The sequence below is a fragment of the Terrisporobacter muris genome (assembly GCF_024621905.1).
Lineage (GTDB): Bacteria > Bacillota > Clostridia > Peptostreptococcales > Peptostreptococcaceae > Terrisporobacter > Terrisporobacter muris.
The window spans coordinates 1-24,354 of the sequence record NZ_JANKBY010000023.1 but is presented as its reverse complement, the minus strand read 5'-3'; the positions used below and the strand labels follow the sequence as shown (position 1 = coordinate 24,354).

Annotated in this window: 22 protein-coding genes, 1 riboswitch and 1 other annotated feature; of the genes, 3 read left to right on the top strand and 19 right to left on the bottom strand. The window is 28.7% G+C overall.

Annotation, left to right across the window (positions count from 1 at the left end):
* Positions 1-9: 9 nt before the first annotated feature.
* The 3 genes from NSA58_RS20650 to NSA58_RS03610 form a co-directional block, all read right to left on the bottom strand.
* Positions 10-579: a class I SAM-dependent methyltransferase gene (locus NSA58_RS20650; protein WP_039678657.1), complete on the bottom strand. Its 570-nt coding sequence runs from the start codon at positions 577-579 to the stop codon at positions 10-12.
* Positions 580-682: 103 nt separating this feature from the next.
* Complete coding sequence (locus NSA58_RS03615; RefSeq protein ID WP_052232871.1) at positions 683-1,321, bottom strand: single-stranded DNA-binding protein; 639 nt, start codon at positions 1,319-1,321, stop codon at positions 683-685.
* 86 nt (positions 1,322-1,407) lie between these two features.
* A complete protein-coding gene (locus tag NSA58_RS03610; RefSeq protein WP_039678659.1) occupies positions 1,408-2,178 on the bottom strand; it encodes a polysaccharide deacetylase family protein in 771 nt (256 codons plus the stop codon).
* Between the two features lie 257 nt (positions 2,179-2,435).
* Here NSA58_RS03610 and NSA58_RS03605 point away from each other — a divergent pair, with 257 nt between their 5' ends.
* Complete coding sequence (locus NSA58_RS03605; RefSeq protein WP_039678660.1) at positions 2,436-2,642, top strand: alpha/beta-type small acid-soluble spore protein; 207 nt, start codon at positions 2,436-2,438, stop codon at positions 2,640-2,642.
* Positions 2,643-2,782: 140 nt separating this feature from the next.
* On the top strand, positions 2,783-3,319 hold the full coding sequence (locus NSA58_RS03600) for a DUF4364 family protein (RefSeq protein WP_039678661.1): 537 nt from the start codon (positions 2,783-2,785) through the stop codon (positions 3,317-3,319).
* A gap of 3 nt (positions 3,320-3,322) precedes the next feature.
* On the opposite strand, the gene NSA58_RS03595 is transcribed toward NSA58_RS03600, so the two are convergent.
* A complete protein-coding gene (locus NSA58_RS03595; RefSeq protein ID WP_039678662.1) occupies positions 3,323-4,189 on the bottom strand; it encodes a YncE family protein in 867 nt (288 codons plus the stop codon).
* Between the two features lie 139 nt (positions 4,190-4,328).
* Here NSA58_RS03595 and NSA58_RS03590 point away from each other — a divergent pair, with 139 nt between their 5' ends.
* Positions 4,329-4,574 carry a TIGR03905 family TSCPD domain-containing protein gene (locus tag NSA58_RS03590; RefSeq protein WP_039678663.1) on the top strand — a complete coding sequence of 82 codons (246 nt, stop codon included), beginning with the start codon at positions 4,329-4,331 and terminating at the stop codon, positions 4,572-4,574.
* 85 nt (positions 4,575-4,659) lie between these two features.
* Here NSA58_RS03590 and NSA58_RS03585 read toward each other — a convergent pair whose 3' ends face one another.
* The 15 genes from NSA58_RS03585 to pepF form a co-directional block, all read right to left on the bottom strand.
* Entirely contained in the window at positions 4,660-5,949 is a 1,290-nt protein-coding gene (locus NSA58_RS03585) for a bifunctional folylpolyglutamate synthase/dihydrofolate synthase (protein WP_039678664.1), read from the bottom strand.
* A gap of 242 nt (positions 5,950-6,191) precedes the next feature.
* Positions 6,192-8,855 carry a valine--tRNA ligase gene (locus NSA58_RS03580; RefSeq protein WP_139045087.1) on the bottom strand — a complete coding sequence of 888 codons (2,664 nt, stop codon included), beginning with the start codon at positions 8,853-8,855 and terminating at the stop codon, positions 6,192-6,194.
* A gap of 128 nt (positions 8,856-8,983) precedes the next feature.
* Positions 8,984-9,208, bottom strand: a binding site (T-box leader).
* 85 nt (positions 9,209-9,293) lie between these two features.
* Positions 9,294-9,986, bottom strand: a complete 693-nt coding sequence (locus NSA58_RS03575; protein WP_039678665.1) for a polysaccharide deacetylase family protein — start codon at positions 9,984-9,986, stop codon at positions 9,294-9,296.
* A gap of 74 nt (positions 9,987-10,060) precedes the next feature.
* The gene (locus NSA58_RS03570) at positions 10,061-10,936 is read right to left on the bottom strand and encodes an FUSC family protein (RefSeq protein WP_039678666.1); all 876 of its coding nucleotides are present in this window, start codon (positions 10,934-10,936) and stop codon (positions 10,061-10,063) included.
* 45 nt (positions 10,937-10,981) lie between these two features.
* On the bottom strand, positions 10,982-11,320 hold the full coding sequence (locus NSA58_RS03565; RefSeq protein ID WP_039678667.1) for a hypothetical protein: 339 nt from the start codon (positions 11,318-11,320) through the stop codon (positions 10,982-10,984).
* Between the two features lie 93 nt (positions 11,321-11,413).
* Positions 11,414-12,070, bottom strand: a complete 657-nt coding sequence (gene phoU, locus NSA58_RS03560) for a phosphate signaling complex protein PhoU (protein WP_039678668.1) — start codon at positions 12,068-12,070, stop codon at positions 11,414-11,416.
* A 30-nt stretch (positions 12,071-12,100) separates the two neighbouring features.
* A complete protein-coding gene (pstB, locus tag NSA58_RS03555) occupies positions 12,101-12,865 on the bottom strand; it encodes a phosphate ABC transporter ATP-binding protein PstB (RefSeq protein ID WP_039678669.1) in 765 nt (254 codons plus the stop codon).
* A 28-nt stretch (positions 12,866-12,893) separates the two neighbouring features.
* Complete coding sequence (gene pstA, locus NSA58_RS03550) at positions 12,894-13,718, bottom strand: phosphate ABC transporter permease PstA (RefSeq protein ID WP_039678670.1); 825 nt, start codon at positions 13,716-13,718, stop codon at positions 12,894-12,896.
* Position 13,719: 1 nt separating this feature from the next.
* Complete coding sequence (gene pstC / locus NSA58_RS03545) at positions 13,720-14,646, bottom strand: phosphate ABC transporter permease subunit PstC (protein ID WP_330376035.1); 927 nt, start codon at positions 14,644-14,646, stop codon at positions 13,720-13,722.
* 315 nt (positions 14,647-14,961) lie between these two features.
* Entirely contained in the window at positions 14,962-15,438 is a 477-nt protein-coding gene (locus NSA58_RS03540; RefSeq protein ID WP_039678671.1) for a glutathione peroxidase, read from the bottom strand.
* Positions 15,439-15,613: 175 nt separating this feature from the next.
* Entirely contained in the window at positions 15,614-18,859 is a 3,246-nt protein-coding gene (locus NSA58_RS03535; RefSeq protein WP_039678672.1) for a sensor histidine kinase, read from the bottom strand.
* 233 nt (positions 18,860-19,092) lie between these two features.
* The gene (locus tag NSA58_RS03530) at positions 19,093-19,665 is read right to left on the bottom strand and encodes a xanthine phosphoribosyltransferase (RefSeq protein WP_039678673.1); all 573 of its coding nucleotides are present in this window, start codon (positions 19,663-19,665) and stop codon (positions 19,093-19,095) included.
* Position 19,666: 1 nt separating this feature from the next.
* Complete coding sequence (locus NSA58_RS03525) at positions 19,667-21,016, bottom strand: nucleobase:cation symporter-2 family protein (RefSeq protein ID WP_039678674.1); 1,350 nt, start codon at positions 21,014-21,016, stop codon at positions 19,667-19,669.
* 142 nt (positions 21,017-21,158) lie between these two features.
* A riboswitch (purine riboswitch) is annotated at positions 21,159-21,261 on the bottom strand.
* 145 nt (positions 21,262-21,406) lie between these two features.
* Entirely contained in the window at positions 21,407-22,237 is an 831-nt protein-coding gene (locus tag NSA58_RS03520) for a phosphate ABC transporter substrate-binding protein (RefSeq protein WP_039678675.1), read from the bottom strand.
* 282 nt (positions 22,238-22,519) lie between these two features.
* Positions 22,520-24,298, bottom strand: a complete 1,779-nt coding sequence (gene pepF / locus NSA58_RS03515) for an oligoendopeptidase F (protein WP_039678676.1) — start codon at positions 24,296-24,298, stop codon at positions 22,520-22,522.
* Between the last annotated feature and the right edge of the window lie 56 nt (positions 24,299-24,354).

Sequence of the window (24,354 nt, the reverse complement as noted above, 5' to 3'; positions counted from 1 at the left end):
CTAACTCTTTTACTTTTTTTTTCCTATATAAATGTATCTTTTATTTTCTATTTCTTTTAGGGTTCCTTCAAATTTAAATTTTTTAAATATGTTTTGTATTTCACTAGGATAATTATAGTGTATATTATCTCCACAAATTCTATGTTTAAAATACTTTAATTTAACCTTTATATCCTTTAAATTTAAATCTTCAACTATTACTTCTCCATTACATTTAAGTACCCTGCTGATTTCCTTTACAGATTTATCACAATCCGCTGTATGATTTAAATAATCTAATACTATAATCTTATCAAAATAGTTATCATTGAAAGGCATATATTCTAATTGACCACTTACTACTGTACAATTTTCATTCATTACATGAGAAAAGCAAATCTCTTCTCTACGATTATGTTCTAAGATAGTCACCTGAACACCAAAGGCTCTAATTCTCTTACCTAGTTCTCCAACTTCCCCAACTAGTAAAACTCTACTACCAATATTATGTTTTATATTATTTAAAAATGATAGAACCTCTTCAGAGAATTCAAGTAATCCCGAACATGATTCGTATTTATGATATAGTAAACTTTCCACGTTATCCTCCCTATAAAGCATTTCGTATAATTCCAGTCATTATTAGATTATAATAAATCCTAATTAAGTATTCAATACATTATAATATTATTTATTATATAATTTATTCCTCATCTTCCAAATCAACTTTTTTTATCTTTGATACAGATACTTCATAGGCTGTTCTTTTAATTGAATTACCCCCTTCTAACTTTTTATCATAGACTCTACTTTGTACTCTTCCCCACATTTGAATTCTGTCCCCTACATTAAGATTTTTTGCAAATTTTGCATTCCTTCCCCATACTATTGATGGAATATAGTCCGACTTGTTATAAGGTCGATTAATTGCAACTAGTAGGTCTGTTATTTCTCTTCCAAGTGGTGTTTTTCTATATATAGGTGATTTACATATATATCCATCTAAGAATATACTATTAGGATCCTTTGTATCAATCTCTGATATAGCTTTCATTTCTCGAACAAATACTGTCAAAACAAGTTTATTTTTATTATCAACATTTTTATTATAAGATCTTAGTTGGCCAACAACACTTACCAATTTCTCATTCTCAACATCTATTTCTTGTAATAATCGTTCTGAGATAGTCATTGGAAGAACATCATAAGAATTACTTAGCCTATTAATTTTTATTTTTGTGCTGTAAAACTTTTCTCCAAAGATTTCATGGCTGAATTCTAATTCATCTTCTAGTTCACCTTTTAAATTTACAACATTTGTATCGTCCTTAACAATTATCATATTATTTATCCCCCCAAAATGGTTAATTATAACTTTATCTTTTCTTCTACAATAAATATATTTATAGTATTTACTTTTTATTACATTTAATCATCTTCCTGAAAACTTTGCTCTCCAAAAGAGTTAATTTTGTAATTATTTTTGTAAATTAGATTAGAAACTGTGACCATTGAGTAATCTTTCTTTTCTAAATTAGTTAAAGCATCTTCTAAATATGTACTAACATCCCTAACATTTGCATGAAATAATATGATTGAACCATAAGAAGTATTTTTACTTACTCTATCTACTACATGCACTGGACCAATATTTTTCCAATCGCCAGAATCCACATCCCATTTTATTGTGTAATATCCTAAAGATTTACAGGTATTCATGGTTTCTTTATCTACTTTTCCAAAAGGTGGTCTGAATAAATTAGTTTTTTCGCCTGTTAGATCTTCTATCTTGTTACCTGTTGATATTATTTCTTCTATTTTTTGTTTGTTTGATATGTCTGGAAAAGAACTATGTGTGTTTGAATGATTTCCAATTTCATGCCCTCTATTATGTATTTCCTTAACTAATTCTTCATTGTCATCAACCCAACTACCCACTAAAAAAAATGTAGCTTTTGCATTGTGCTTGTCTAATATGTCTAGTATTTCTTCAATATTCTCACTTCCCCAAGCAACATCAAAAGTTAATGCAACTTTTTTATCCTTTGTGTAAACTCTATTTATAGGTGTTTCATATCCTTGAAAAGCAGAGCATAGATTTTTTATTCCTAATACAAAACAACCTATAATAAATAAGGCTCCGAAGAACAATACTATACTTAAAACAAAAGCCTTTGTTCTTTTATATGCTGAGTTCATTTTTTACCTCCTATATAAAATACTCCTACAATATATTTATTTAAAAAAACAAAAAAAAATTACAAAAGCATTTACTAAAATTCGTCACTCTTTTATACAAGTTGGTGAAATTAATATGTATACTAATTCCGATTTTTTTGCTAAATTCGACTTTTTTGGATATATTTTTCAGAATATATATCTTGTATTTGGAGAAATTATAAGTAACATCAAATGATGTTAAAAAAATATATTTCAACTCAAGGAGGAATTTTACTATGTCAAATTCTAACAACAGACAAGTCGTACCTGAGGCAAGAGCTGCATTAAATCAAATGAAATTAGAAATAGCTGGCGAATTAGGAATGTCTAATTACGAAAATATTGACAAAGGTAATTTAACTGCAAGACAAAACGGTTATGTAGGTGGATATATGACTAAAAAGTTAGTTGAAATGGCTGAAAAGCAAATGGCAGGTAAATAGTTTTTATAAAAAAACAAGTAATATAAGGCTACCTAATTAGGTAGCCTTTATCATATATTTTTTTATTTTAAATACCACTTTTATTTTTTTATAATTTAGTTTAATATAGTAATATAAATAGTTTAGTGGAGGATAATAATATGTTTGAAAACTCAACTGAAGAGTTGGCATATCATAAACTTTTAATTTTATACATTTTGGACAAAATAAACATGGATTTAACTAACTCACAGATGACACAAGTTGTTTTAGAAACAGAAATGATGAATTACTTTTCATTCCAACAAATATTATCACAACTTATGGATTCTAAGTTTATAAAGCCATACAAAGACTCTGGCAGAGAGTACTATTGTCTAACACAAAAAGGCCTTGAAACATTAGAGTACTTTTTAAATAGAATACCAGAATCTTATGCAGTCAAAATTGACGAATACATAAAAAATAATAAAGAAAGTTTATTAGCTGATACTCAGGTTAAATCTAGTTTTGTAAAACAAAGTGAAAATGAGTTTATTGTTAATTTGAGAGTTATTGAAAACCAAAGTAACTTAATAGATTTAAATTTAAATGTTTCATCAGAAAAACAAGCAAAACAAATATGCAATAATTGGAATAACAATGCTTCTAATATGTATGCAGAGGTTATTAATTTATTGATCCGAGATATACACTAGGGCCTACATACAAATAATTGTTGTAGGCTCTTTTCCTACTTTTATTTCCTTGATTAATTGATTTGTAGAAGTATCATATACTTTTACTGAGTTTTTCTGAGTATCTGATATGAACAATCTTTCTTCATTTGGGGAGATTTCTAATCCCTGAGGTATACCATCTATATCTATATTGCCAATATACTTTCCTAAACTATAATCTAATATTTTTATATTTTTATATCCCAAATCTGCTACATATACCCTTTTATCCTTATAATTGAAAGATATCTGTACTGGAAGTAAAAATTCATCAAAAACTTTTTTTGTCATCAAAGTATCTTCATCAATAATCACTACTTTTCCATCTAAGGTTGATACGTAAATCTCGCTCTTATACTTATCTAATTGTACATGCCATGATTTAAAATCTATATCTATTTTACTTTCTATAACTTTATTAATAATATCAATACATGTAATTGAATCCATACAAGGAACATATAATTTTTTTCTAGGTAAATCAAAGCAAAAACCGTGAGGCATGTCATCCACGCAAATCATACCTATGGGGTCTAACGTATTTTTATCCATAAAATAAATGCTATTCGAATCCTCATTGGCAATAAACACTTCTTCCTCAAACATAGCTATTTGAGTTAAACTTCCTCCAATTGATGAAGAGTCTATTATTTTTTCCTCATTCATGTCTAAAACATACAAGATACCATTACTAGAACTGGGCAAATACATTTTATTATTGTCTTTATCTATACAAAAGTGATGTGGATATATATTTTCGTCTAGTTTAATTTCTTTCTCTAAAGTTAGAGTCTCATAGTCTATTATGCTAATGCTTTTTGATAGATAGTTTGAAACATACAGCTTCATAGATTATCCTCCCTTCTATGTTTTCTATACTATAATAATATATTAGATAAAATATATAATTATTCTATTATAGTTGCTTTATATTATTTCTATTGTTATCATATTCATTGGAATATTTTTTAACAAGGAGTGTAAGTATATGAAAATAGAATTTAAAACTAGCGGTGTTTGTTGCCGTCAAATAACTTTAGAAGTTGATGAAAATAATATAATACAAGAGGCTAACTTTGAAGGTGGATGTAATGGAAACTTATCAGGTATAAGCAAATTGATAGTTGGTCAAGATGCTAAGGATGTAGCTAAAAAGTTAGAAGGAACTACTTGTGGTTCTAAGAATACTTCATGTCCAGATCAATTATCAAAAGCAATAATTGAAGCATTATAAAGTTTAATAAGTTTGAGGCATATCTTGGTTAAAACAGTAAAAAAGGTGGTAAAAAACCACCTTTTTTATATTTTAAACCTAATTTTTATTTAACTAATTGTCTAACATGACCTATCATATATAAAGAACCAGCGGAAATTATTACATCATCTTCTTTAGCATTTTTTAATGCATATTTCACGGCATCTTCTATTTTAGGAATCGCAGTTACATCATTAACGTGTTTTTCTATCTTTTCTTTTAATTCATTACAGCTTATAGCTCTATCACTATCTGGAGTAGTTGTAATAACTTTATCAAACTTATCTATAAGTATTTCAAGAACACTGTCAATGTCCTTATCTTTTAGCATTCCTATTAATAAGATCATTTTTTTTCCTTTAAAGTGCTTTTCTAAGGCTTTAGATAAAGATCTAGCTCCATCTTCATTATGAGCTCCATCTATTATAAATATAGGATTATCCTTAATCTTTTCGATTCTACCTGGCCATCTAGTATTTAAGAACGCTCTTCTCATAGCTTCATTACTAATTTCCACCTGTCTCTCATCTCTTAATACCTTTATTACTGTTAAAGCCAACACAGCATTATTTACTTGATGCTCTCCTATTAGGCTTATTTCCATATTTTCAAATTTTTCATCTAATATTTTACAATCAAATACTTGTGAGTTTACATCAGATTTTTTAATTACTAAATGTTCAAAATCAGCTTCTATATATTTAGTATTTTTTTCTTTACATACATCTTTTATAACTTCTTCTGCTTCTGGCTTTTGTTTGTAAACAACAGCAATACTATCTTCTTTTATTATTCCTGCTTTTTCATAAGCTATTTTGCCTAAGGTATCTCCTAGAATTCCTATATGATCTAAGCTAAGAGAAACTATTACACTCGCTAGGGGTGATTTGATTACATTTGTAGCATCATATCTTCCTCCTAAACCAACTTCAAGCACTACATAGTCTGCTTGTTGCTCCCAGTAATAGTAAAATGCCATGGCAGTTTCTATTTCAAACTCAGTAGGATATGCAAAGCCATCTGATGCCATTTGCTCTATTTTTTCTTTCATTATAGTAATTATTCTTGCAACATCTTCCTCTGGTATGTTATTTCCATTAAGTCTTATTCTTTCTGTAAAAGTTTCCAAATATGGAGATGTATAAAGACCCACCTTATATCCTTGCTCTTTTAATGTATTTGAGATAAAAGAACATACAGAACCTTTTCCATTCGTTCCAGCCACATGCACAAATTTAAGCTTGTCCTGTGGATTTCCTAATAGTTCTAATAATTTAAAAGAGTTTTCTAAGCCTAATCTCATTCCAAACTTATGTGATTGTTCGATAAACTCTAATGCCTCCTGGTAATTCATTTTCTTTCCCCCTCGACTAAATTTAAGTGTTTATATATAATTCTTCCTTATTTTTTTCAAAATTTAAGTATCTATAGTTTATTATAATACATTTTGAGGTTTATCACATGATTTGAAATAAATTTAAAAGGTCATGTCTATAAAAATTTTACAGACATGACCTTCTTTATATTATTTTAAGCAAAGGAGTTAGCTGAAACGCTAGCAAAGCTAATTCATTGGCGCCATAATCTCGCTAGAGATTATTTTATTTTTGATTCTATATTTTCAAGTCTTTCAAGAACTGATTTCATCATCTCTTCGAATTTCTCTTTTTTGGCTTTCTCTTCGTTAACTAAACTTTCTGGTGCTTTAGCTAAGAAACCTTGGTTAGAAAGTTTTCCATTAACTCTTTTTATTTCGCCTTCTAATTTAGCTTTTTCTTTAGTTAGCCTTTCTTTTTCTTTTTCGAAGTCAACCAATTCATCAAGTGGTATAAATATTTTAGCTCCATTTATAACAACTGATACAGCGTCTTCTGGTATGTTATTTTCATTGTCAGCTATTTCTACCATTGAAGCTGATGCTAAAGTTACAAAGTACTCTTTAGTAGATTCTACTGCTGATTTTTTTTCTTCAGTTGGAACTATTATTACTTTAGCTTTCTTAGATGGTGGAACATCCATTTCAGCTCTAGCATTTCTTATATTTCTTATGCCATCCATAGCAAGTTCCATCATTTCTTCTTCACTTGCCATGTTATCTTCTTCTTTGTAGTGAGGCCAGTTAGCTATAACTATGCTTCCTTCTACAGTTGGAAGATAAGTATATATTTCTTCTGTTATGAAAGGCATATATGGGTGTAATAATTTTAATATAGTTTCAAGAACATAGGTTAATGTGTATAGAGCAGCTTTCTTAGCTTCTACATCATCTCCATATAATCTTGGTTTAACTATTTCTATATACCAGTCACAGTACTCTGTCCATGCAAAGTCATAGATTTTTTGTGCTGCTATACCTAAGTCAAACTTGTCCATGTTGTCTATAACTTCTTTAACAACATTGTTAGCTCTAGATATTATCCATTTATCTGCTATTGTTAAGTTAGCTTCTACAGATTCTCTAGTTACTCCATTCATTATTTCTTCATCTATGTTCATGAATACGAATCTAGATGCATTCCATAACTTATTAGCAAAGTTTCTAGCTGCTTCAACTCTTTCCATGTAGAATCTCATATCATTTCCTGGAGAGTTTCCTGTTACTAACATGAATCTTAAAGCATCAGCTCCGTATTGGTCTATTACTTCAAGTGGATCTATACCATTTCCTAAAGACTTACTCATTTTTCTACCTTGAGAGTCTCTAACAAGTCCATGTATTAATACGTGGTCAAATGGTTTTTCGTTCATACAGAACATTCCTGCAAATGCCATTCTTACAACCCAGAAGAATATTATATCGTATCCAGTAACAAGTACATTAGTTGGATAGTAGTATTCTAATTCTTCAGTGTTATGAGGCCATCCTAATGTTGAGAAAGGCCATAAAGCAGATGAGAACCAAGTATCTAGTACGTCTTCATCTTGTTTTAAGTCAGAGCATCCACATTTACATGCTTCTGGTTTTTCTTTAGCTACTATAACTTCACCACATTCTTGACAGTAGTAAGCAGGTATTTGGTGACCCCACCATAACTGTCTAGATATACACCAGTCTCTTATATTTTCTAACCATTGTAAATATGTTTTGTCATATCTTTCTGGTACAAATTCTAATTCTTTTGATTTTAATATATCTATAGCAGGTTTAGCTAATTCATCCATTTTAACAAACCATTGCTCAGAAAGTCTTGGCTCTATTACAGTATGACATCTGTAGCAAGTACCAACTGCATGTGGATGGTCTTTTATAGCTATAACATATCCTGCTTCTTCTAAATCTTTCATTAATTGTTTTCTACATTCGTATCTGTCCATACCTTGGTATTTACCAGCAAGTTCATTCATAGTTCCATCTTCGTTCATAACGTTGATTTCTTCTAAGTTATGTCTTTGACCAACACCAAAATCGTTAGGGTCGTGAGCTGGAGTCATTTTAACTGCTCCTGAACCGAAATCTTTATCTACATAGTCATCAGCAACTATTGGAAGTTCTCTTCCTACTAATGGAAGTATTGCAGTTTTTCCTACTAAGTGAGCATATCTCTCATCTTCTGGGTTAACAGCTATACCTGTATCTCCAAGCATAGTTTCTGGTCTAGTTGTAGCTATTTCTAAAAATTCATCACTATCTTTTAAGAAGTATTTTATGTGATAGAAGTTTCCATCTTTCTCTTCATGCTCAACTTCAGCATCAGATAAAGTAGTTTTACAGTCTGGACACCAGTTTATTATTCTGTTTCCTCTATATATTTGACCTTTTTCATAAAGTTTTACAAAGAAGTCAGTAACAGCTTCGTTACATCCTTTATCCATTGTAAATCTTTCTCTATCCCAGTCACAAGAGTTTCCTAATTGTTTCATTTGTTCTACTATTATTCCACCAAACTCTTCTTTCCAGTCCATAGCTCTTTTTAGGAATTCTTCTCTTCCTATTTCATACTTAGTTTTTCCTTCTTGCTCTTTTATTCTCTCAACAACCTTAACTTCTGTTGCTATAGAAGCATGGTCTGTTCCTGGTTGCCATAGAGCTTCATAACCATCCATACGTTTCCATCTTATAAGAACATCTTGTAAAGTATGGTCAAGAGCATGTCCCATGTGTAATTGTCCTGTTATATTTGGTGGGGGTAAAACTATGCAGAATGGTTTTTTATCTGGATTTGGACTTGACTTAAAGTAACCTTTTTCTAACCATTCAGCATAAAGTCTTTTTTCAAAATCTTTTGGATCATAAGTTTTCGATAAGTTTTTTATTGCCATTGTTTCTTCCTCCTTATATTGTTTATTTCTTATTTTTCAAATTAATTGGTATTTATGATTATAAAATTTATCCTAAAACAGATAAAATATAATTTTAATTAAATATAAAAAGAGCCTTTCATCCTATAAATAAGGACGAAAAGCTCGCGTTACCACCTTAATTCCATAATAGATATGATTATATACTATGGCTCTTAATAGATTTTAACGATTCTCACCGTCTAAACTTACTATTAGTTCAGCTTAGAAACTCCAAAGCTACCTTCTGTAGATATTGACTAAGAAAACCTTCCAGCTATGAGTTTTCCTCTCTTTTAGTATATTTACATACTCCTCTTTTTCACAGTTTTTATATGAAATTATTATTAATATTTATTATAACTAATTTTTAGGATTATTGTCAATTTAATTATATATTATTCTACACCTTATAAAAGGTTACCAAAAGTTCTTTGGCTTTAAATCTTCAGTTATAGGTCTTATGTCATATCCTCTTTCTTTTAATATAGCTATAATATTGTTTAAGCAATCTACTGTTCTTTGGTTTTCGTGTAACAATATTACTATTTCATCAGTTTCTCTTGCATAGTACAATATATTACTTACTATTTGGTCTTGTGATGATTTCCAGTCCTCTGTATCAATAGTCCAATCCCAAACTAAAAAGCCTTCATCAATAAATTTTTTATAGATACTTTCTAGCATATATGGTTTACTACCAAATGGTATTCTTACTAACCTTGATGTTTCGCCTGTTATCTTATAGAATGTTCTCTTACAAGTTCTAAACTCTTCTATAGCTGAATCTTCTGTTTTATATAATTCATTTATATCGTGAGTAACTCCATGGAATCCAGTTCCATGACCTTCAGAATTCATTCTCCTAACAACATTTTTAAATACTATCATATTGTCATTTACCATAAAGAATGTTCCTTTGACATCATTCTTATCTAATATATCAATTATTTGACTAGTATATTTAGACGGCCCATCATCAAATGTGATATATGCAACTTTCTCACTTTCTGCACCATTAACCACATCACTATTAACTAATAAAACACTTGCTGTAATTAACATAAAAAAAATAAATGATTTTATTATTATGTTTTTCCTTTTTCTTGTCATTTATAATCACTTCTTCAAATTATATTTTATACAGTCATTGTTTCCTTTATGTCATACTTTTATACGACTTAAAATTAATTATCTAAACCTATTAATTCTTCTAATAATTTTGTTTTTTCTATCACTTTACTTAAGTGAAAGTTAAATACAGGACTATCACTTTCTTTAACTTTCAATAAAATTGTTTCATTTTTATAAAGCTTCCTTAATTTTTTATAATTATCTTTAGTCAAAAATAATTCTTTCTCTAATAATTCTATGGACTTCATGTGGAAATATATTTGTCTACATAAGTCTAAAGATTTGTCTATAATATCCAGATTAAAATTTCCCTTACTATAGTTTAATTCATCTATAAGCTTTGAATAGAATACCTCTGATGTTTTTATATTATTTTCAATATAATCAATTTTTAAATCTTTCTTACCAATAGCTATATTTTTTAAACTTTCCTTACATTGTAATTTTATCTTTTTAAACTCATTCATAGTATTGTCATAATAATTTGGTCTTGCCACACTATAATTAATAATAAGCCCCATAATAACACCTACAGATGTATCTATTACCCTTTGGATAGAATATACTAGTGGCGCACTATTAATATATCCCAAGTATAAAGAGAAAAATGTAACACTAGATACTACTAAAGAAGATAACTTAAATACTTCGCAGAATTTTATAACTATCATAATTCCTATTCCACATAAAATCGGGTTTGCTGGGGATATTAATACAAGTAAAAATCCTACTATTCCCCCTATTAATGTCCCCAATACTCTTTGTGACCCCATTTTAAAAGATGTCTTTATTGTATCTTGCATAGTCACTACACAAGCTGTAGCACAGTAGAACATATTGTCCACAGCAAATCTAGTTAATATACAGCACAACATTACTGCTATTCCTGTCTTCATAGTCCTCATGCCTATAATATTTCGTAACCGCATTTTGTTCCTCCACCAATGTCATTTGTCCTTCTTAGTATAATATATTTAGTAGTAACATGGATAGTTTTTTAACAATTTTCTATTATCTAACAGCGTATTAATAAGAAGTATTGATATTAAATCTTTTATCGTCCTAGTCAAATCATCATTGCAAAAGTGCATATAATAAATTTGACCTTCATTCATATCTTTATAAACTTGTTCTTTATAACCTAAGTAAATTTTATCAACTAAATCATCAAAATTATCTCTACTTGGAAAAGGTAGCAATATACTTTGTGAAGTTTCTCTAAGTACCTTTTTTATTTCAACATTAATATCATTATAAATTTTAGGATAATAATTTATAGCCAAACCCCTACAATATTCATAGTAGTTGCTCATTTAATCACCTCATACATTTTTATTAAAATTAGCTACTATAAATATATGCTTAAAAAAAATAAAACTGCTTTAAACAGTTTTATTTTTTAAAATCTATCCAATTTCTATCATCTCACCATTTTTTGCATAGATAATTTTTTCACATATATTAGTTATATGATCTCCAATCCTTTCGAGATATCTTCCTATAAATACTAATCTCATTCCTTGATTAATATTTTCATCTGGATTATTATGCATAACTTGTAAACAATCTTGTCTTACTCTTTCATATAATTCATCTATTTCGTTATCTTTTTGTGCTATTTCATAAGCTAAATTTGCATTATCATCACTTAATGCATCCCATAAATCTTTAAGCATTTCACAGCAAATTTCTTTCATTATGGGTATGTCTATTAACTCTTTTATAAATACCTCTTCTCCAATTTCTAAACTTTCTCTACATATATTAGCTGCATAGTCACCTATTCTTTCTAATTCTGTAGATATATCACAAAGAGCATAAATATATCTTAAGTCCCTAGCTAAAGGTTGCTTTAATGCCATAAGTTCTATACTTCTATCTCTTATATACTCCCTTAATATATCAATATCATCATCTTCTCTAATTACTTTTTTTGTATTTTTCATGTCTTTTTTTATCATGTATTCTACTGATAAATCCACAGACTCCTGACACTTTTCAATCATTCTTAAAGTATATTCTTTAAGAGATTGTATACTTACATCTAAATTAGTAATAACCATTATTTGCCCCTCTTTCTTAAATAATTAATCTTAACCAAATCTTCCTGTAATATAATCCTCTGTTCTCTTATCAGATGGTACAGTGAATATTTCTTTAGTATTATTATACTCTATTAATTCACCATTTAAAAAGAAACCTGTTTCATCTGATATACGTGCTGCTTGTTGCATATTATGAGTAACTATTACAATGGTATAATCTTTTTTTAATTCAAAGATTAAGTCTTCAACTTTTGCTGTAGATATAGGGTCAAGAGCTGAAGTTGGTTCATCCATTAAGATTACATCTGGCTTCATAGCTATAGTTCTAGCTATACATACTCTTTGTTGCTGTCCACCAGATAAACCAAGGGCTGGAGATTTTAACCTATCTTTTACTTCATCCCAGATAGCTGCTCCTTTTAAACTTTCTTCTACTATTTTGTCTAAGCTTTTTTTATCTTTTATTCCATGCACTCTAGGTCCATAGGCTACGTTATCATAAATACTCATTGGAAATAAGTTTGGTTTTTGAAATACCATTCCTATTTTTGTTCTTAATTTTATTACATCATTATTTTTATAAATATCTTCTCCGTCAACTTTTACAATTCCTTTTATCTTCACATCATCTATCAAATCATTCATTCTGTTTAAAGTTCTTAAAAAAGTTGATTTTCCACATCCAGATGGACCTATTAATGCTGTTACTTTATTTGATTTAATATCCATATTAATTTTAATTAAAGCCTGCTTTTCTCCATAAAATAAATCTAAATCTCTAACACTTAATTTATTTGAATTATTCATACTCATATTATTATCTCCTTTTATATCATAACAACTATACATTACCCTTACTTAATTTTTTAGCAATTAGCTTTGTACTCGTATTTAAAATTAAGACTATTACAATTAATACTATACCTACACTAGCTGCTCCGCTTATATCACCCATTTCCTTTGTTAAAAGATATGAATGAACAGTCAATGTTCTCGCACTGTCAAATATACTTGTTGGCATACTAGCAACTGTTCCTGCTGTTAATAATATAGCTGCTGATTCACCAATTACACGTCCTATTGATAATATAACTCCTGATAATATCCCTGGAAGCGCACTTGGTAATATAACCTTATATAAAGTTTGGAACTGTGTAGCTCCCATGGCCAAAGATCCTTCTCTAAATTCATTTGGCACAGTTTTTAATGCTTCTTCTGTTGTTCTTATAATTACAGGAAGTATTATTATAGCTACTGTCAAAGCCCCTGCTATTATTGAATATTGCATTTTTAATGTTACAACAAAGAATATTCCTCCAAACAAACCATAAATTATTGATGGTATCCCTGCTAAACATTCTGTTGCAAATCTTATTATCTCAACTACTTTACCTTTTTTCGCATATTCATGAAGATATATAGCTGATAAGATTCCTATTGGTGTTGCTATTACGATAGAAACTAGTACCATATACACAGTACTTACTATCATTGGTAAAATTCCACCATCTCCTGATGCTGAGTAATCACTAAATATATAACTTAAATTAATTCCTTTGATTCCATTAACAAATATAAACCCTACTATTAACACTAATAATCCAACTGTTACGAAAGATGATAGATATAATAGAAAGCTTAAAAAATTATCTTTAAATTTTCTCATCTTACTGCTCTCCCTTACTAGTAAGTTTTCTTAATACTAAGTTAAGTATTAATATAAACATGAATAATACAACTCCAGTAGCAAATAGCATTTCTTGATGAGTTCCATATGCATATCCCATCTCAAGCGCTATGTTCGTAGTTAAAGGTCTTACACTATCTACAATAGAAGTTGGTATAACAGGTGAGTTTCCTGCAACCAATATAACTGCCATTGTTTCTCCTATCGCTCTACCTATCCCTAGTACTACTGCTGCTAATATTCCTGATTTTGCTGCTGGTAAAACAACCTTAAAAATAGTTTCTATTTTTGATGCTCCAAGAGCTAGCGATCCTTCTTTATAAGCTTTAGGCACTGCTTTTATTGCTGTTTGTGAAACTGATATTATCGTCGGTAACATCATTATTGATAAAACTAATATTACAGCTAATAAACTTTGACCTTTTGGCAAGTTTAATAGTTTTTGAATATTTGGTACTATAAATGCTAATCCAAATAATCCATATAATACAGAAGGTATTCCGGCAAGTAATTCTACTGCTGGTGATACAATTTTTTGCACAGGTTTTGGTGCAATTTCAGCTAAAAATACTGCTGTAAATATTCCTATTGGAACTCCTATTATTAAAGAACCTATTGTAGCTGCTGTGGAAGCTACTATCATCGGTGCCACACCAAATTTATTTGAATTAGGTAACCAATCTGTTCCCGTTAAAAAATCTACAAATGAATAACCTTTAAATAGGAATGGTGTTAAACCTTTATAAAATACGAATCCTATAATCAGTAATAAACTTATTACTGATATCCATGCACTTATCATAAATACGTTTTTTGATATATTCTCTATTAAATATTTTCTATTGTTGTTTTTATTTTTATTTTTGGCGACGATTTGATTTTTTCCTGTTATATGTTGATTAATCAAAACATTTCCCCCTTATTAATTTATTTATTTTTATTGTTCTTTGTATTCCTACAATTCAATGATACAAGTCGAAAGTTAAAATTATATTAGATTTAAGTTAAGTATATGTAAAATATATAATATTTTATTATTTTGTAGGAACACATCATTTTTTGTCGAGTGATTTGTTAAGAATTTGCAAACAATTTTTATCTATGGTTAATTTTTCAATTTTCTTATATAAACAACATATTTTCTCATTGGTACTTCAAATAATAGAAATCAATTAAAAAATCACTAGCATTCATTAGAATACTAGTGATTTTTATTCATTATTTATTTTAATATTTTTTCTATATCATTCTTTATTTTTGATGGTAATACAGTAGGTGCATATCTTTTAATCATTTTTCCTTCACTATCAATTAAGAATTTAGTAAAATTCCATTTTATTTGCTTTCCAAGTATACCTTTTGTTTCATTTTTTAAATATTTATAAAGCGGATGTTCATTCTCACCGTTTACATATATTTTTTGGAACATAGTAAATGTTACACCATAGTTCAATTGGCAAAATTCATGTATATCCTCATTGCTCCCAGAATCCTGGTTGGCAAACTGATTACAAGGAAAACCTAATATTTCAAGTCCCATATCTCTATATTCTTGATATATTTCTTCTAAATCTTTAAATTGAGGCGTTAATCCACATTTGCTTGCAGTATTTACTACTAAAACTACTTTTCCTTTGTATTGATCCATACTTACTTCTTGTCCATTAATTCTTAGTGCCGAAAAATCATAAAATTTCATATTATTATTCTCTCTTTCACATTGCTTATTTGTAGTTTTGTTTTAATTATAATTTATATAAATTTAATTTAACTCTATCATCCTCTTTATCAAATTTTTCATTAATAAAACAATAAAAATGAGCTATAGTACAACTTTTTTAATTCATTGTACCATAGCTCTATATCTAACTAGGTTATATATTTTTATTAGCCTCTATATTTTCTAATATATCAGGAAGTATTATTGTAAACTTACTACCCTTATTAAGTTCACTTTCAAGTCTAATATCTCCACCGTGAAGTTCTGCTATATACTTAACAAGAGTAAGGCCTATACCACTACTACTTACATTTATAGGTCCAGTACCCTCAACTTGAGAGAATCGTTTAAATATAAACTCCTGATCCTCTTTCGATATTCCTATCCCTGTATCTTCTACAGTTATCTCAATATTATTTTCAACTTCTTTAATATATACTCTAATTTCTCCACCTTCTCCTGTAAATTTAATTGCATTCGCTAACAAGTTAACTATACATCTTTGTATTTCAGTTTCATCACAAGATATTGTTTTTTCTTCTATATCTGGATCAATTATAAGGATTAAACCGTTTTCCTCAATAAATTTACTCATATTAAGTGCAGCTTCTTCCACAATATATACTATATCATTATTTTTTTTATGGATTTTATATTTTCCTGTCTCTATCTTTGAACTATCTATAATATCATTTATTATTTTTAATAAATTATCACAATTTTTACTTATGATATTCATATACTGATTTATCTTTTCATATGTAAGATTACTACCAAAAGAATTTATTAACTGTATTGTTGATACTATAATATTTATTGGAGTTCTAAGTTCATGAGATAAGTTTACAAAGTAGTTATTTTTAAATTTTTCATGCTCTATTATTTCCTTGCTTAGCTTTTTATTTTCTTCTAATTGCTTATTTAATTTCATTGTTTTTTGATCTACTAAATGCTGTAATATCTTAACGTAATTAAATATGTAAATGAATAATGCTAATGTCATAAATATATAAATTAAATAAGCTAAAGGTGTTTTCCATATGGGATTTTTTACCCTTATATTCATACTTATTCCTTTAGTTAATTCACCATGGGCACCTCTGGCTCTTATCTTTAAAGTATACTTTCCTGATTCTAATGATTTAAAGTCTATACGGCTGCGAGAATCAGCATATTGCCAGTCTGAGTCAATCCCTTCAAGCATATATTCATAAGTTATATGATTTATATTCTCATAATTAGGTAAGAAGTAATTAATAGATAAATCTTTATCCTTATATCCTAAAATCAATTCATTTCCGTCATAAAAAACTTTATCTTCTCCGATAAAAATATCACCAATTACTACTTCATTATCAATCTTTTTATAATTTTTTATATCATCTGGATCAAAGTATGTATAACCATCTGTGCTACCAAATATCATATTTCCATTTTCAAGTTTCAAGCTTGAGTTTAAGTTAAATTGAAACCCATATAAACCATCCTTTTGGGTAAAATTAATAAAATCTTGCTTTTTCACATCAAACTTATTCAAACCTTTATTAGTGCTTATCCAAATATTACCATTATCACTAATAAGAATTGAATTTATAAAGTTATTTGTTAGACCTTCAGCTGTAGTATAGGATGTAAATCTATTAGCTTTTATATCAAATTTGCTAAGACCTATATTACTACCTATCCATAAATTACCTTTATTATCAAATATCATGCAATTTATATAATTATTAATTAAAGAATTCTTATTTGAAGGATCATTAGTATATCTTTCTATAACTCCCTTATCCTTATGAAACTTTATTAATCCAACATCAATTCCACCTAACCAAATAATATTTTCATCTTTATAGTCCTGTAATATATATTTTATACGCCCTGGGTTTATTCCAAGTTCCTTCATATATTCACTATAATATACACGCTTTCCATCATCTATTTCAGTGCAATAAAAATCTTTTGCAGTTGCTACCCATATATATTTTCCATTTTCATATAAATAATTTAATTCTCCATTATAACCATCTTCAACTAGTACTTCTTCATAAGTATTTTCCTCTGTATCAATATACTTTATTTCCTTATTCGTTACGATAACAATATATTTATCATGTATATTATACAAACTTTTTATATATCTATTACTTAAATTAAAGTCACTCTCTTCATACATTCTTTTTACTAAATTTCCATTTTCTGAATCATATATATATATTCCATTAAACTTAGTAGCTACCCATATATAATTATTCTGTTGCACTATAGATACTATATCTTTACCTTGTTCTTTGTTAACATAGTTAAGTGGAATATCATCATTTAATATATTAGCTCCTTTATCAGTTCCAATCCACATTGTTTCATTAGAATCTTCATAAAAACATGTTATAACATTGCTAGAAATAGAGTTTTTTAAATTTGAATTCTTCTTGATTTTTTCAATCTTATATTCGTCTGCTTGGATTTTTACTACTCCAGAACTGCTAGATAGCCACGCGTTATTTTTGCTATCATTAAATATAAAATTATTATTAAGCTCTATTTCGCTATATCCAGTATCATAAACATTAGATATTTTTTTCTTATTTATATCATATTCTTTAATAACGTCATCAATTATCCATACAAAACCCTTTTCATATTCTTTTTTATTATATACAATAATACCTTCTTTAGTTGATATCCACACATTACCTGAATTATCTCTTGATATACGATAAATAAATAGATCATTTGTATATAGTTCATTTTTATTTCTATTTACTTTAAAATTCTTATATATTACATTTATTCCATGTTTTGTACCAACCCATAATGTTCCATTTTCACCCTCCTCTAAGTCTGTTATAGACGAATTGGTTAATGAGTTTGAGTCATTCTTATCATGATAAAAAGCTTCAGCTTTTTCACTTGCAATATCTATTCTAATCAAACCATCTTCTGTACCTACCCACATAATATTTTCATCATAATTACTTTTCAATAAAGAGGTGATTTTTAAGCTACCTAAATTATATTTATCATTTTCCAAATCCTTCATTCTAACAATACTATCTGTATCTGCGACTAAAAAGTCTAATCCATAATCAGTAGCTATCCATAGGTTCCCATCGGAGTCTTCTTCTACATCAGTTATATAAGTTGAACTTAAAGTATTTTTATCTTCAGTTTTACAATTATATATTTTTATATTTTCACCATCATATCTATTCAGACCATCCTTTGTTCCTATCCACATATATCCCTTACTATCTTGAAATATGGATGTTACATATTCATTTGAAAGCCCTTCATCAATAGATATACTTTCAAATTTTGAATCACTTAATATTTCTGCATATGATTTTATAGGGATTAAAATATTAAGTAAAATAAGAATTATTATTATTTTTAATTTCATATCTTACTACCTCTCATTAACAAATATATAATATATTTTAATTTGACGTCATATTTATATGTTAGTATACTTAATGCAATGATTTCAATAATTTTAGATATTTTGATTATAATATCAATTTTATCTACTCTTATTAAAATCTATTTCATGATTTTTAATTGCAAATAAAAATCACACCTATTAATTATCAAAATTTACTTCTGATAAAATTAAGGTGTGATTCTTACTTAATTCTAATCTAAAAACTCTATTAAATTTTCTCCAAGCTTACCTATTCTAGCTAAAGAGTAAACATCATATCCCTTTTCTTCTAACTTTCCTCTTCCAACTTGGAAAGATTTTTCTATAACAATTCCTATTCCAGCAACAGTTGCTCCAGCTTCTTCTACTAATCTAGCAGCTCCTAAAGCCGCCTCCCCATTAGCAAGAAAGTCATCTATTATAAGAACTTTATCATCAGCATTTATATATTTTTTTGATAAAGTTAATTCATAATCCATAACTTTTGTAAATGAGTGTACTGTTGTTTGATAAACTTCCCCATTTAATATTTTTGATTGTTGTTTTTTAAGTGTTACCATTGGCAGCTCCATTTGAAGAGCAGTCATAGCAGTTGGAGCTATTCCTGAACTTTCTATTGTAAGTATTCTAGTTATTCCATGATTTTTAAAGTATTCTTTGAAATAAGTTCCCATATTATACATTAATTTTGCATCCACTTGATGATTTAAAAATGAATCTACCTTTAATACTGTTTCACTTAATGCTCTTCCATCTTTTAGTATTCTCTCTTTTAACTCTCTCATTTTACATTGCCTCACTATCTAATTCTTTATTTATATTTTTTTCTTGTTTATCTTCTCTAAGTATTATATTTAAAACTAAAGCAACTATTGTACCAGTTGATATTCCTGAAGAAAACACCATTTGTAATCCTTCTGGTAATTGTGATATAAAGTCTGGTCTAAAAGTAACTCCAAGACCCAGCCCTATAGATGTTGCTATTATTAATAAATTTCTATCATTTATTTCTACTTTACTTAATGTTTTTATTCCTGCTGCTGCAACAGTTCCAAACATTACTATCCCAACCCCCCCAAGAACTGGTTGTGGTATTCCATTTATTAACGCTGCAAATTGAGGGAATAAACCAAGTATAACTAATAGTATACCTGCCATTATTGCCACATGCTTACTTGCCACTTTTGTTAATGGTATTAGACCTACATTTTGACTGAAGGATGTATTTGGGAATGATCCAACAACTCCACCAACGATACTCCCCACACCATCAGCCAATACTCCTGACCCAACTCTTTTATCATCCATGTCAACATCAGATACTTCACCTATTGCTTTTAAGCATCCTACTGTTTCTATTGTTGTAACAAAATATGCTGGTAAAAATGCAATCAAAGCTTTTAAATCAAAAACTACACCGTATTGGAATATTTGTGGTATAGCTATAAAGTTTGCTTGTGTAACTGCTGAAAAATCAACTTTTCCAAGTGGTATACAAATTATGTATCCTACAACCATCCCTATAAGTATCGATGCACTACTTAGAATTCCTTTTCCATATCTGTTTAAAAGCAAAGTAATCATCATAACAAGCATTGCTATTGATACATTTGTTAAGCTACCATAATCAGCCGCTCCTACTCCTCCAGCAGCCCAATCCATTGATACAGGCAGCAAAGTAAGACCTATTAAACAAACTACTGTACCAGTTACTATTGGTGGGAATAACTTCATTAAAGGCTTTATAAAATAACTTAAAATAATTTCAAAAAATGCACCTAAAATTGTTGCTCCAATTATTCCTGGTAATCCCAATACAGAACCTACTGATATGGACGGTGATACAAATGTAAAATCTGTACCCATGATACATGCAACTTTTGATCCTACTCTTCCTACTCCTCTTGCTTGAATTATTGTAGCTATACCTGCAGCTAATATTGAAGCACTAATTACTGCCATGGATGTAGCTGGATCAAATCCTAATGAACTGGATATTACTAAGGGAACGACTATAATTCCTCCAAAAGCTGCAAATATATGCTGAAATCCTAAAAGGATCTTTGTAGCCAAGGCAGGATTATCTTCAACCCCATACTTTAAATTGTTTAATTGTTTTATGTTTGATGAATTCATAACACTCTCTCCCATAGTTTTATTTTTGTGTGTATGACTCAGTTTCTAATAGTTTTTAGGAATTAAAAAACACCTCGATACAAATATCGAGGTGTTTATCCAAAATAAATATAAATCAATCTTAGCTAGTTTATACTTATATATTCTTTAAACTATACCTCGTAGTCTACTAATTTAAGGTTAGCAGGTAGAAACTTACGGACCATATTACCGTCAAATATACGAGTCATTTATTTTTATCTTATTGTACCACATCTACTTTTTTTGTAAATACTTTTTATACAATTAAACATATTTATTCATTAAATGTAAAAAGCCTAGCTGATTTCAACTAGGCTTTTTTGTAACTTAAGGTTTATTTAAATATAATAATCAATTATAGAATCTTGCTTATTTAGTAGGAGCTTTTATGAATCCTTCTTCAGCTATTATATTTTGTCCTTCTTCACTCATTATGAAATCAACGAATGCTTTTGCATTATCAGTCATAGCATCTTTTTTGTTTATTACTAAGAAAGGTCTTGATATTGGGTATTTTCCAGCAACAACATTATCATCATTAGCCTCTACACCATCTATTTTTAAATCATTCAAAGTATCATCTAAATATCCAAATGATATGTATGCTATAGCATTTTCATTTCCTTCTACTGTTGATTTTACATTTCCAGAACCATCACTTATTGTAGCATCTTTAGTTAATTCTTCAGATTCAAATCCTAATATATCTTGGAATCCATCTCTAGTTCCAGAACCTTCTTCTCTTGATATTACTACTATTGAAGCATCTTCTCCACCAACTTCTTTCCAGTTAGTTATTTTTCCTGTAAATATATCTTTAACTTGATCGATTGTTAAGTCTTTCACTTTATTTGCTGTGTTTGTTACAACTGCTATACCGTCAATAGCTATTTGAGTTCCTTCTACATCTGCAGTTTCTTCATCTTTTAAATCCCTTGAAGACATCCCTAAATCAGAAGTTCCATCTATTGTATTTTTTATCCCTGCTGATGAACCAGGTTGTTGTACTTCTATTTTAACATCGTTATTCTTTTGATATGCTTCTGCTAGAACCTCCATTGTTGGTCCTACTGAAGTAGATCCTGATATAGTTATTTTAGCAGTGTCCCCCTCTGAAGAACCTCCTGAACCACACCCTACTGCAAGTCCACTTACCATTACTGCCCCACATAATAATGCAATTATTTTCTTTTTAAACATCTTAATAATCTCCTTCCAAATACCAAAATCTTTTATTTTATTATTTTTTGTTCTCTCGATTTGATTTATCTTACAACTTAATAATACAGAACAAGTGTTAAGAGAGTATTAAGTATACATTAAAGGGGTGTAAAGTTTGTTAAATCCATATTAACTTTACACAATTTAATATTCTACAATAAAATTCGATTTCCTTATATGACTACAATGTATATTTTTTCCATAAACAAAGGAGCTATTTATACATACATTATATAAAAATAGCTCCTTTGTTTATTAACATTATAATTCTTTTTCTAGATCGTCTACTAAATCTTTAAACACATGTAAAGCTTTATCAACAGACTCTTTTTTCTCCATATCCACACCAGCTTTTCTTAGTTGGTTTAATGGGAAATCTGAACCACCACTCTTTAAGAATTCTTTGTATCTTGCTACTGCACTTTCACCTTCTTCAAGTATTTGTTTACTTAAAGCAGATGCTGCTGAGAATCCTGTAGCATATTTATATACATAAAAATTGCTATAGAAATGAGGTATTCTTGCCCATTCTAGCCCTATATCTTCATTTACTTCGCAAGATTCACCATAGTATTGTTTATTTAAGTCATAATAAATATTTGTGAATTCTTCTGCTGTTAAAGGCTCTCCACCCTCAACTTTTTCATGACATATTTTTTCAAACTCAGCAAACATTGTTTGTCTATACACAGTAGTTCTAAATTGCTCTAAGTAATAATTTAATAAATACACTCTTTCTTCTTTTGAACTGGCATTTTTTAATAAGTAATTTATTAATAATAGCTCATTTAATGTAGATGCAACTTCCGCCACAAAGATTTTATATCCCGAATACAAATATGGTTGATTATTTTTTGAATAATAACTATGCATTGAGTGGCCCATTTCATGTATTAAAGTAAATAATGAGTTTAAGTCATCTTTGTAGCTAAGTAATATATATGATTTAGAATCGTAGCTACCCCAAGAATAAGCTCCACCTTGTTTTCCTTCATTATCGTATACATCTATCCAACCTTCAGCAAATGCTTTTTTTACATTTTCTAAATACTCTTCACCTAAAGGTTTTAAGGCTTCTAATATAATTTCTTGTGCCTTTTCATAAGGTATTTCCATATCAAAGTTTTCAGTTAATGGCACATATAAATCATACATATTTATTTTGTCTAGTCCTAAAAATGTCTTTTTAAGATCCATGTATTTATTTAGAGAGTCTAAATTCTCGTGAACAGCTGCAATTAAGTTGTCGTAAACTTCCACACTAACATCGTCTTGGAATAATGAACCTTGTAGCGCAGATTCATACTTTCTTGTTTTAGCATAGAATATTTCGCTTTTTATACCACCATATAAAGTCGATGCAAAAGTATTCTTAAATTGACCATAAATAGAATACATTGCTTCAAATGCATCTTTTCTTACTCGTTGGTCTTTGCTTTTTAGGAATAAGCTAAAGTTTGAGTGCGTTACTTTGACTTTTTCGCCTTTTTCATCTTCTATTTCTGGAAATTGTAGATCAGCAAAAGATAACATATCATATATATTTTCTGGTACACCTGATAAATCAGATACTGCAGCTAATAATTCTTCTTCTCTTTCATTTAAAGTATGTGGTTTTAATCTTAAAATTTCATCTACATGTTTTTTATAATTAGATAACTTTTCACTTTTTAAGTAATTTTCTAATTTTTCATTATCCATAGCAATTATTTCTGGCACCATATATGAAGTTGCCATTGATAATTCTGTAGATAACATATCTGTTTTAGTTGCATTTCCTTGATTCTTATTTATTCTAGTATCTTCATGACTTTTCATATGAGTATACACATATAAATTTTGAAGTATTCTAGATGCTTCTTCTGATATGTTTAAAGCTTTATATAAGTTTTCTTCGCTATCAGCTAAAGTTCCCTTGTATTTCTTAACTTCTTCAATTAAATCTTTTACCTTTTTTATGTCCTTTTCTATAGATGATTCATCTGGGTACATTTCATCTATTGTCCATTTAAATTTATTTTCTATTGTACTTCTTTCCATCTTTTCACTCCTTAATAAATTATTTATCTAATAAACTTCTTTATTTATATATATTT

Bases quoted from the DNA above. Each gene is read 5' to 3' on its own strand.
- NSA58_RS03605 (WP_039678660.1), top strand. From the start codon at position 2,436: ATGTCAAATTCTAACAACAGACAAGTCGTACCTGAGGCAAGAGCTGCA.
- NSA58_RS03535 (WP_039678672.1), bottom strand. From the start codon at position 18,859: ATGAAATTAAAAATAATAATAATTCTTATTTTACTTAATATTTTAATC.
- NSA58_RS03595 (WP_039678662.1), bottom strand. From the start codon at position 4,189: ATGAAGCTGTATGTTTCAAACTATCTATCAAAAAGCATTAGCATAATA.
- NSA58_RS03610 (WP_039678659.1), bottom strand. From the start codon at position 2,178: ATGAACTCAGCATATAAAAGAACAAAGGCTTTTGTTTTAAGTATAGTA.
- NSA58_RS03580 (WP_139045087.1), bottom strand. From the start codon at position 8,855: ATGGCAATAAAAAACTTATCGAAAACTTATGATCCAAAAGATTTTGAA.
- NSA58_RS03530 (WP_039678673.1), bottom strand. From the start codon at position 19,665: ATGAGAGAGTTAAAAGAGAGAATACTAAAAGATGGAAGAGCATTAAGT.
- NSA58_RS03565 (WP_039678667.1), bottom strand. From the start codon at position 11,320: ATGAGCAACTACTATGAATATTGTAGGGGTTTGGCTATAAATTATTAT.
- NSA58_RS03520 (WP_039678675.1), bottom strand. From the start codon at position 22,237: ATGTTTAAAAAGAAAATAATTGCATTATTATGTGGGGCAGTAATGGTA.
- pstB (WP_039678669.1), bottom strand. From the start codon at position 12,865: ATGAGTATGAATAATTCAAATAAATTAAGTGTTAGAGATTTAGATTTA.
- phoU (WP_039678668.1), bottom strand. From the start codon at position 12,070: ATGGTTATTACTAATTTAGATGTAAGTATACAATCTCTTAAAGAATAT.
- NSA58_RS03590 (WP_039678663.1), top strand. From the start codon at position 4,329: ATGAAAATAGAATTTAAAACTAGCGGTGTTTGTTGCCGTCAAATAACT.
- NSA58_RS03525 (WP_039678674.1), bottom strand. From the start codon at position 21,016: ATGAATTCATCAAACATAAAACAATTAAACAATTTAAAGTATGGGGTT.
- pstA (WP_039678670.1), bottom strand. From the start codon at position 13,718: ATGAGAAAATTTAAAGATAATTTTTTAAGCTTTCTATTATATCTATCA.
- NSA58_RS03575 (WP_039678665.1), bottom strand. From the start codon at position 9,986: ATGACAAGAAAAAGGAAAAACATAATAATAAAATCATTTATTTTTTTT.
- NSA58_RS03540 (WP_039678671.1), bottom strand. From the start codon at position 15,438: ATGAAATTTTATGATTTTTCGGCACTAAGAATTAATGGACAAGAAGTA.
- NSA58_RS03570 (WP_039678666.1), bottom strand. From the start codon at position 10,936: ATGCGGTTACGAAATATTATAGGCATGAGGACTATGAAGACAGGAATA.
- NSA58_RS03585 (WP_039678664.1), bottom strand. From the start codon at position 5,949: ATGAATTACCAGGAGGCATTAGAGTTTATCGAACAATCACATAAGTTT.
- NSA58_RS03600 (WP_039678661.1), top strand. From the start codon at position 2,783: ATGTTTGAAAACTCAACTGAAGAGTTGGCATATCATAAACTTTTAATT.
- pepF (WP_039678676.1), bottom strand. From the start codon at position 24,298: ATGGAAAGAAGTACAATAGAAAATAAATTTAAATGGACAATAGATGAA.
- NSA58_RS03615 (WP_052232871.1), bottom strand. From the start codon at position 1,321: ATGATAATTGTTAAGGACGATACAAATGTTGTAAATTTAAAAGGTGAA.